Source organism: Caminibacter pacificus, assembly GCF_003752135.1.
Taxonomy (GTDB): Bacteria; Campylobacterota; Campylobacteria; order Campylobacterales; family Nautiliaceae; genus Caminibacter; species Caminibacter pacificus.
The window spans coordinates 1-9632 of sequence record NZ_RJVK01000007.1 but is presented as its reverse complement, the minus strand read 5'-3'; the positions used below and the strand labels follow the sequence as shown (position 1 = coordinate 9632).

Annotated in this window: 9 protein-coding genes; all 9 read right to left on the bottom strand. The window is 26.4% G+C overall.

Going from position 1 to position 9632, the window contains the following annotated elements:
• Positions 1-52: 52 nt before the first annotated feature.
• From cas2 to EDC58_RS09940, 9 genes are read right to left on the bottom strand one after another with little or no spacing between them, the layout of a single operon-like run.
• Entirely contained in the window at positions 53-313 is a 261-nt protein-coding gene (gene cas2 / locus EDC58_RS09980) for a CRISPR-associated endonuclease Cas2 (RefSeq protein WP_123353380.1), read from the bottom strand.
• Positions 313-2304, bottom strand: coding sequence for a CRISPR-associated endonuclease Cas1 (gene cas1, locus EDC58_RS09975; protein ID WP_123353379.1), 1992 nt, complete (start codon positions 2302-2304; stop codon positions 313-315). The genes cas2 and cas1 overlap by 1 nt, the downstream gene beginning before the upstream one ends.
• A complete protein-coding gene (gene cmr6 / locus EDC58_RS09970; RefSeq protein ID WP_123353378.1) occupies positions 2276-3124 on the bottom strand; it encodes a type III-B CRISPR module RAMP protein Cmr6 in 849 nt (282 codons plus the stop codon). The genes cas1 and cmr6 overlap by 29 nt, the downstream gene beginning before the upstream one ends.
• Positions 3124-3495: a hypothetical protein gene (locus tag EDC58_RS09965; protein WP_123353377.1), complete on the bottom strand. Its 372-nt coding sequence runs from the start codon at positions 3493-3495 to the stop codon at positions 3124-3126. Before EDC58_RS09965 ends, cmr6 begins: the two co-directional genes overlap by 1 nt.
• Entirely contained in the window at positions 3492-4352 is an 861-nt protein-coding gene (gene cmr4 / locus EDC58_RS09960; protein WP_123353376.1) for a type III-B CRISPR module RAMP protein Cmr4, read from the bottom strand. The genes EDC58_RS09965 and cmr4 overlap by 4 nt, the downstream gene beginning before the upstream one ends.
• Positions 4353-4355: 3 nt before the next feature.
• The gene (locus EDC58_RS09955) at positions 4356-5324 is read right to left on the bottom strand and encodes a type III-B CRISPR module-associated Cmr3 family protein (RefSeq protein WP_123353375.1); all 969 of its coding nucleotides are present in this window, start codon (positions 5322-5324) and stop codon (positions 4356-4358) included.
• Positions 5302-6723: a type III-B CRISPR-associated protein Cas10/Cmr2 gene (gene cas10, locus EDC58_RS09950; protein ID WP_123353374.1), complete on the bottom strand. Its 1422-nt coding sequence runs from the start codon at positions 6721-6723 to the stop codon at positions 5302-5304. Before cas10 ends, EDC58_RS09955 begins: the two co-directional genes overlap by 23 nt.
• Complete coding sequence (locus EDC58_RS09945) at positions 6723-7838, bottom strand: hypothetical protein (protein ID WP_123353373.1); 1116 nt, start codon at positions 7836-7838, stop codon at positions 6723-6725. The genes cas10 and EDC58_RS09945 overlap by 1 nt, the downstream gene beginning before the upstream one ends.
• Positions 7835-9376, bottom strand: coding sequence for a magnesium transporter CorA family protein (locus EDC58_RS09940; protein ID WP_123353372.1), 1542 nt, complete (start codon positions 9374-9376; stop codon positions 7835-7837). The genes EDC58_RS09945 and EDC58_RS09940 overlap by 4 nt, the downstream gene beginning before the upstream one ends.
• Positions 9377-9632 lie beyond the last annotated feature (256 nt).

Sequence of the window (9632 nt, the reverse complement as noted above, 5' to 3'; positions counted from 1 at the left end):
AAAGTCCAAATTTTACATATGTGCATAAAATCATCAAAAAAAGTTGGCAAACCTAAAAGTCTAAAATATCTAAATAGTTACAAATTTCAAAAGATTTTAGAATATCGTTTTTTGAAATATTATAAAATCTTACACTATCTTCTTTTTTATTTACGATTTTCAATATTTCAAATATAAGTTTTCTCAAATCTTTTTTCTCTATTTTTATTTCATATACGGAATAATTCACCCTAATACCGTAAAAATTTAGTAATTCTGCAATCTTATCTCTTCTTTTATCATTCTTTATATCGTAACTTACCACAAAATACATCAGTATCTTCCTATAAAAGGTTTATATTTAACGTCTTCTTCTATAGATTTTCTTAATAAATAAGCCTGTTTTAAGATAATATTTTCAATTTTTACTTTTTCATTTTTATAGGTAGTAAAAGATGAAAGTTTTTCGATTACATTATCTAAAATAAGTTTTTTCGCACTTTTAGTAAGCTCTCCACCAATTACTTCTATTTTTTCGTTTCTATTAAACATCGAAACGATTACTCTATCTACCACAAAGGCTCTAAATTCTTCTATCAAGTCATAAACAAGAGTAGGTTTGTTATCCTGAAATGAATGTAAATAAGAAACATAGATATTTAATCCTGCTTTAACAAGTGCGTGTTGAATTCTTGAATACAAAATGGCATATGCATAGTTTAGTGCGGAATTAAATACATCGGTTGCACCTTTTGTTACTCTTCCAGGTATTTCAAAATCCAATATTTTAGCTATCGCATTCCAATATATATTTGCCATTTCACCTTCATAACCCCTTAGACTTTCAATACACTCTATTCCTTTTAAAGACTTAAATTTTTTAATATCCTCTTTTAAAAATTTATGATACTTTGAGAGGTATTTAATATAATTTATTTGATTTTTTACTTTACCTTTTACAAAAGCTTTTGCAATTTCCAGATGTTTAGGAGTATTAAGTATTGATATTTGTTTAATTAACATATGATGAGATTTTGGATTTAACGTTAGAATTTCGGCATAAGGTTCGTATTTACTAATAAAATCTATGGAAATTCCGTTTTTTGTAGCAAAATATACTAAATTAGAACTAATATTTACTCCTTTTGAAGCAATAATTATTTTTTTGATTAAATTTAAAGGAAATTTTTTAACTATTTTACCTTTTTTCTTAAGAGTTATGGAATTTTTGCTAATTCCTACACTAATACCGCTTGAATGTACGAAAATTACCGAATTTAATTCTTCTTTTGTAAATATTTTGATTTGTTTGTTTAAAACTTTATTTACTTCTTTTTCAAGACTTTGTAATTTTAAATCGTTTTTTCTCTTTAAAATCTCTTTTTTATCTATTTGCAAAAAATCTATTTCGACAATAAAGTCATCTTTTGCAAGTTTATTTAAAATGTTCTCTCTTAAAATATCAAGCTGTTTTTCATTTAAAACTTTTAAATAATACCCTCTAATAGAATTAATAATATTTTGAAATTTATCTTCCCTGCAACGGGCTATTTTTGAAAGAAGTTCGTTAAATTTTTCATTTTCCAAAACAAAAGTATCTTTTTTAAATCTTATATTCAAAAAAACAAAACTTTTTGAAGTTATGTATGTTTTTTCCTCATTTAAAGAGAGTTTAAATACTTTTAAAAACTTTTTTATATCCCTTAAAATTTTTTCAGTATTGTCGCTGAATATTACAAAATCATCGGCAAATCTTACAAATTTACATCTTTCTTCCAAAAATTTATCAAAAGGTGTTAAATAAAAATTTGATAAAAAAGGAGAAATCATACTTCCTTGATGAATACCGGTTTCATGAAAAAGATATTCATTGTCTTTTACGCTTCTGTTTTTAAAAAAAAGCATCAAGATTTTAACAAAATCTTCATCAAGATATTTTAATAACATTTTTGTCAATATATTATGGTCAATTGAATCGAAAAAATTTTTAATATCGCCTTTTAATACTTTTTCATATTTTTTTGTTAATAAATGTGTCGCATTTATTGCGTCAAATACACTTCTATTTTCAACAAAGGCAAAATTATTATTACTAAAACATTCATTTGCATAACTTTTAAGCGCAAAATATATTATTTTTTCAATTTTTTTATCTTTTTCGTCTTCAATACTTAAAACTCTTACTTTGTCATCTTTTTTGAGTTCGAAAGATTTTACGAATGAAGGGATATATCCATTTATAATATCTGAATAAAGTTCTTCATACTCAAGAGGAAAAAGGGACTTTACAAACTCTTTAGTTACTATTTCCCTCAGTTTTAACATCTTCAAATCTTCCGAAATTCAGATTTGTTTTTGCTCCGAGTCCGTTTAAAAGTATTATCTGTTTATAAAGCTGAGCTCTTTCGTTTACAGATAAAAATACATCTAAATTTTTTAAAAGTAAAAACCTGAACCTAAACTTAACACCGCCTTTAATTGTCAAAAATTTTAAAGGCACCGGATTTTCAAATTTTGATTTGTGAGGAGTAAAAAACTCTTCTTTAAAAACATTCTTATTATCAATAATTTCCGCATCAAGAAATATGTCTGAATTGTTAAAAATTTTATCTCTTAAAGCCAAAACATCATCTAAACTATATTGTTTATTAAATAAATTTTTAAGTAAACTTATTGTTTCTTCCTTACTACCTTCATTAAGCTCTTTTACTACAAATTTTTCATCTTTGCTTAGTTTTTTTAATTTTTCATCTATTTCTTCATCACTTAAAGGAAATACATCCCTTATAGCTCCCTTTATACTGCTTCCGGGAATTTTAGGCAGTCCGGTGGTATAGTCAAACTCAAATCCGTTAATAAACTGCTCTTTTAGTCTTGGAATTTCATGATGATAACCCGTGCCTATCAAAAATCCTGGCTCTTTTGTAGATAAAATAAACTCAACTAATTCATACTGACTTAAGCTAACCTTTTTATTTTCAATTTTAATCTCTTTATTTAATTCATTTAAAAAATTTTTTGCAATATTTTTAAATTTTTCATTAACCCTATTTATTTTTCTATCATCACCGCTTATTAAATCTAAAAAATCCTCACTATCTAAACTTTTATACATTCCTTTAAAATAAAAATATCCAAGATTCATTACTCATCCTTCAAATCAAACGTCCTGATTGCAAGTTTTACGGCTATTGCGGCATCTTTTATTTTGTTTTTTAAAGCTTTTTCGTTTTCATCTGAATTAATGATATATTTTAAAAGCATGTCTTCTTCAGCATTCTCATCAATTAATCTTAATATTAAATTCATAAGATACGTTGAATCGGCTTTTTTTGAAGATTTTTTATTTTCAAATAGAGCAACTGCTATTTTTAAATCACTCTGTATTAACGCCGCACCAAAAGAAGAGATATATCCGTTAAATGCAGATGACAATGATTCGATTTTTTTATTTGATAAATCCTCTTCAATCAGTTTAATTGCTTTTTCTATATAATTTTCAATTCTTTTTTTCATCCCTCAACCTTTTCAATTTTACAAATTCCAAATCCGATAGTTTTATTCGCTCCTATTTGGTATAGTTTTTCACTTTCAAAACTTCTAAAAAACTGCTCAATTTTAGGTTTATCGTCTTTATCGATATATTCATCATTATCTCTTCCTATAAAAAAAATAAAGTTTGAATATTTAGGCACAATTTCTTCATACCATAGATTTTTACTCTCACCATTTTCAAGTCTGTTTCTTGCAACTACTGGAAGAGATAGATTTTTAAAATTCTCATAACTCAAAATCGCCAGATTTTCAGGAAAAATTGAAGGTATTTTTGATATTTGCTTATATTCGGCTTTGTAATCTTCTAAATAAACATCATCTATATTTTCAAAAATTACGGCCTCAACGTCTCTTATTTCATTGTAAAAAGTTTTTAATTCTTCTTGTAACGACTCTAAAATTGCAAACTCTTCTAAATAATTTATAAGTTTTTCAATAATAAAAGGCGACGTTACATTAAAATATGGTTTTACGTTACTTCTAACAGGTCTTGTTAACATAAACGCTTCAAAGAAAACCAATGACCCGGGAATTGTCTGTTTTTTCTCATCTTTTTTTTCTTTCTTATGTTCATTCTCTTCTTCATTATTCTTTTCATCGCCTGGAGAACTACCAAAAATAAACTCAATAAAATTATCTCCCCTATGTTTATTCTCAAAATGCTCCCTCAAAGCTCCTTTTAATGAACTTGCATAAATTATCGGAAGATTTGTAACTACATCCTTTTGGACTTGATTTTCGATAATATCGTAATTTACTCCTCCGCTTCCAACATGCATATTTGTTATGTTTTGAAGTTTATACATATCCACTACCATTTTTTACTCCTTTATAATATTCATTCCGATTTTTTGTAGATTTTTAAATGAGTTTATGTGATTTAGCAAATTATCTTTTGGATTAAACAAAACACTTCCTTTTTCGTAGATATAAACTGTTTCATTTTTTCTAAAAACTAACCTGTCTCCTTTTCTTTTTGTATATAAGTATCCAAAAGAAATATCTCTTGTTATTGCAAAATCGACATTGCCGCCTTTTAAAGGTTCTTTGCAAAATACATCACTGATAAACGAATGCTTTTCAAACTCATCATAATTTAACCACTCACTCTCATCAGCTATTTTCATCTTAAAAGCGCTCCTCTCTCCGCCAAGTTCTACAATATCATCTTTAAATGTAAAATCTTTAAATTCTTCTAACCTCTCCTCATCAAACTCCACTAAAAATCCAAATTCAAAATCTTTTAATTTATAAGAAATTTTTTTATAATATCCCTTTTTTTCCGATTCTTTTTGGATACCAATTTGCTCAACGCTCTCAAAAATTTCACTCTCTTTGACTCTGTCATTTTTACTAAAAAAATATCCCCAAAGCTCTTCATAATCATCTTTTGGATTATATGCTCTATTTTCTTTTAAATTCCATAATATTTCATCTTTATATTCAAAATCATCTAAATTTAATCTCTTAAAATACTTTTTGCCGTTTTTTACTAAAAAAAGAGGAGAAATTCGTTTTATTACTCCTAAATCAAAATTACACTTAATATCAAATGAAGTCTCACCTACCAATTTTTTAGCTAACTCGTCATTTTCTTTATCTATCCAATAACCTTTTCTCTTTCTCGTTAAAAGATGATTTTGTAAAAGAAGAGTTTTTCTAAGCATTCCTAAAAGTGTAGTTTGCTGAGGCAATTTTCTTGAATATGCGATATAACTATCATCGTTGAATGTTATCTCTCCTCCAAAAAAGTATGGCTTTAACGGCTTAAGAGTTATTAGTTTTATCATCGTTTGTCCTTATAAAATTGTTAAATCTTAAAATAAAATAGATTACTTTTAAATTTAAATCTTCAGGATAGTTTGAGGTTTTTAATTTATACATAGTCTGTGCTAAAAGATTGTAAAAATCTTTGTTTTTTGAGTAGTTTTCGTTAAAGTAGTTTTTGAAAAAAGCTTCGAATCTATCTTTTTCGTTTAAAAGTTCAAGGACTTTTTTATAAGTATCAATTTTATAAATAATGGAAGTATCAAATTTAAAATCGTTATTTAAAAGTGCTTTAATGGTTTCAACATTTTCTTTTTTAATAACTGCATTAAAAACCTGCCCCGAATGTTTTATTACATCTATTGCTATTGCGTTTTTAGTTTTCTTTGCTTTATTAAACAAAAGATTTTGAGCATTTTTTAGAGCTTCATACATTGGAAATTTGTAATAACTTATATTTATTCCGAAACTAAGAGTGGTTTTTGTATTTTCTAACCTATCATTCCAGCTTTTCATATTTTCTTGATAAATTTCATCAAGCTCAAACGCCAAATCTAATATATTTTTATCTCTATTCTTAATTGGAGCAAAAAACAGTAAATCGTCTCCGCCGGCATAAACAACGAAACCTCCGAAATCTTTAATTCTATTTAGAGCCTGTTTTACAAAATAAAACAAATCTTTAGATAATTTTTCATAATCTTCTATACTTGCATTATCTAAAAGTTTATTTACCTTACCCATATTGTCCCCGTCTACTTGGACGATTGCAACATATTTGTGATAATCTTGGAAATTATATTTTTTATTCAAATCTTCATCTTCAAAAATATTAATATCTTTTTCGTCATTTTGTCTTACTATCTCTCTTAAATCATCATCAATCACATCTGCAAGCGCTATTTCAAGTAATGAGGTAAAACTGTTATGCTTTCTGCCAAACGCAAATTTCGCAAGCTTGGTATTATTAACATTTTTAAAAAAATCTTTAAATTTATCTTTTGTCGGAGTCTGAAAAAAAAGCTCTTTCGTATCAAGATATTTATACATTTCATCTACTAAATTTCCATTATCTACATTTTCAATAACATATTCAATCTGAATATACTCTTTTAAATAATCTCTATCAATGCCAGTCATTTCAGACAACTTTTTTATCGCTTCGTCTATCGCCTTATTTATATCTTCTTCCTCCACTCCGTCAACTTCAAAAATCATCCTATCGTTAAAAAGTCCTACGTTTTTAATCTCAAACACTTCATCAGCTACATAAGGCAATATAAATTTTTTATCTTTAAATCTTTTTGCAATTTCTCTCATAATAAAACTGAAAATATAACTTGCCGCCCAAAGCTCTTTTGTTTTTCTTGCTTTAAGCAAAGTTTTGTAAATAGGACCTATCGTAATTCCAGCATATCTCATTATTTAATCCTTTGCCAGTTAAGCTCTCTAAATGCATAATTCATAAAATCTGGTAAATCAAAACTGCTTGGAGTATCAATTCTAACTTTTCTTGAACCTACTTTAAAGAAAAATTTTTTATTTAATATATCTTCATCTATATCATTTGCCACTGCATAAATATCTTCAAAAACTTTAAAAGTTATAGGAGATGGATATCTATCAACTTCCCCTGAAATAGTTATTTTAAAATAATCTGAATTTTTTTGTTTAAAATTTATTAAAGGCGCCACACCTAAAAGTCCTCTAATGTATTTATAACTTCTAATATTATCATTTATACAATCAACTGGAGGATGATAATATTCAAGTCTATTCATTAAACCTTGTTCACTCAATACTTCTTTTATTTTCTTTTTCTCCCATCTTATATTTTTATTACAAAAATATTTAAAAAGTTTTGATTTTTCATATCTTTTTTGATGATATTTTCCTTTTTTAAAAAATGATTCATTAACCCCGCTCTTTATTAGTTGATAATCTTTATGAATAATTTCAAGCGGCGCAACATCTTCTTCAAGTTCTTTTTTATAAATGCTTTTGTAAAAACTCTTTAATACTTTTTCAAACTCTTCTTTTGTAGTCCCATCTACAACAAAACTACCAAAGCCCTTACTTTGTCTTTGACCTAAATTATTAATAATTAAAAAACTTTTTAATGCATTTTCCACTAACTCTTCAAGCCTCTTAATTCTTGAATAAATTTTTATATAAACTTTTCCAAAATTAACTGCATAATAATCTCCAAAATATGAGCCAACTCTTACAAAATCATTATCTCTTTTTGATTTAAACGTTTTATATTTATAAACTTTTACAAACTTTGGGTCTGTGCTAATTTTAAAATATGGTGAGCCTTTACTAATGTCATTATTATTTATATTTGGAAAAATTTTTTTATTTTCTATAATGTCCTTAAATTCTTCATAAAGTATAGGGTCGGCTTTTTTTAAATCCTTTTTTATAAACTTTGTAAGTCTTGGTTTAAGCTCGCTTATTCTTAATAAAGCTTTTTGCTTAGGTAATGCCTCGAAATGAATCATATCACTTTGCTGCAAAAGAATTACGCTTTTCATTTTTTTCCTTTTGTAAAATAAATAATTCCATATGAAAGAGCTGTTATTACAAAAAACCATAAAATTCCACTCACATTCCATTTCATTCCCAAAAATTCAACTTTATCTTTCACATCCAAAATATTCATACCTAATATACCAGCTGCCAACGTTGGAGGCATTAAATAAGTCGCAACTTTAGTAAGTTTGCTGACTTCGGTGTTTTCTTTATGTTCTAGTTTCATTTGAGAAAAAGTGTCAAGCTGAATTAATTCAGAACTTAAATCTTTAACGTCATTATCAATATTCATAACTTTTCTTATTTTATCATATAGTTCAATCCCTTGCTCTTGAGAGGTTATCTCTTTAAAATAAAGCTTATTTCTGAATTTAAGATAGTTTTTATAAATATTTGAAACTCTATCAAACAATTCGTTTTCATTATCCAAATCGCTTATTGCCGTAACTTCATCTGAAAATCTCAAAATTGTGGCTCTAATGGCTAATGCCAATATTATCATTTGATAATAAACTGTTTTTACATGCGTCACGATAAAATCGGCACAATGTTTTTTAAGAGTATCCAAATCAGAAGTCAATACTACAAAAGAATATCTGCTAACCCCATAAAACGTTCCGTAATTTTTCCATCTGGTATAGGTATGTTTTTGCAATAACTCTTTTTGCATATTTTCATCTTGAACGCTTTTATCACCGCTATCAATAAATAAAAACTTATACCACACATCATTAATCGGTTTTAACTTTCCGTTTTCAATTTCTAAAAAATCGCTTTTCAAACTCTTAGCCAGCACGTTATTTCCATACCAACACACAACAAACATCCTCTCATCAATCACCGGCTGAATTAAAAATTTATCTTTTGTTCCTACATCTTGGGTAAATATATCTCCTAAAACTCTTGTAATTAAAGAAGAAATTGGAGGATGGGAAATATTTTTCAAATTTTCAAACTCTTTTATATCATACTCTATTCCGTCAAGGATTATTTCTTTTGCCATGTATTTTTTCATAACCTCATCAAGCGAAAAACCATCTCCCACAAAAGGAGGATACACCCTCCTAAAATATTCGTTGATATCCAAAATATCCTGAAAATCGTAATATTGATTATTCTCCATTTCAAAAGAGAGAATTCCTATACCGGTTTCAAATATTCTAAGAGTGATTGAAGAGAGTTTTAAATTAAAAATCTTTTCGTCATTAAATTTAACAACTTTTATTTTTACATTGTTAACTTCTATTTTCTTTTCAAAAAACCAAGAAGTAGCACTTTTTTTGGGATAACTTTCCAAATTAAAAAGTGTACCTTTGACAAAATCATGAAAATAAATGAATTCGTTATAATAATCACTTTTTTGAATACTAAATGGACAATATTCCCATTTATTATTCTTTAATTCTTCGAACAAATAATTAAGACTATTTTTAACTCTATCATTAAATTGTATATTTTTGTAAAATTCATGGTTGTCTTTAATTGAAAATTTTAAATAATCAAATCTAAAAGGAAATAGAAACTGGTGATAACTATACATTTATTTACCTTATAAGACATATATTTTAAGTTTTTTCGTTGATTTTTTTATAAATATTACTAAATTTTTTATAAATTTTCCATATTATATAATTATTTTAAACATTTGTAATAAACTAAAATATAAATTTTTACTTCATCTTTAAAATGATATAAAAGAGGTAAAAAATTTGTTACGTTACAAGTGTCCTTTCTTTCCTTTAGGTTTGCCAACTTTTTTGTGTGATTTTATAAACATATGTAAAAGTTTAAGCCGG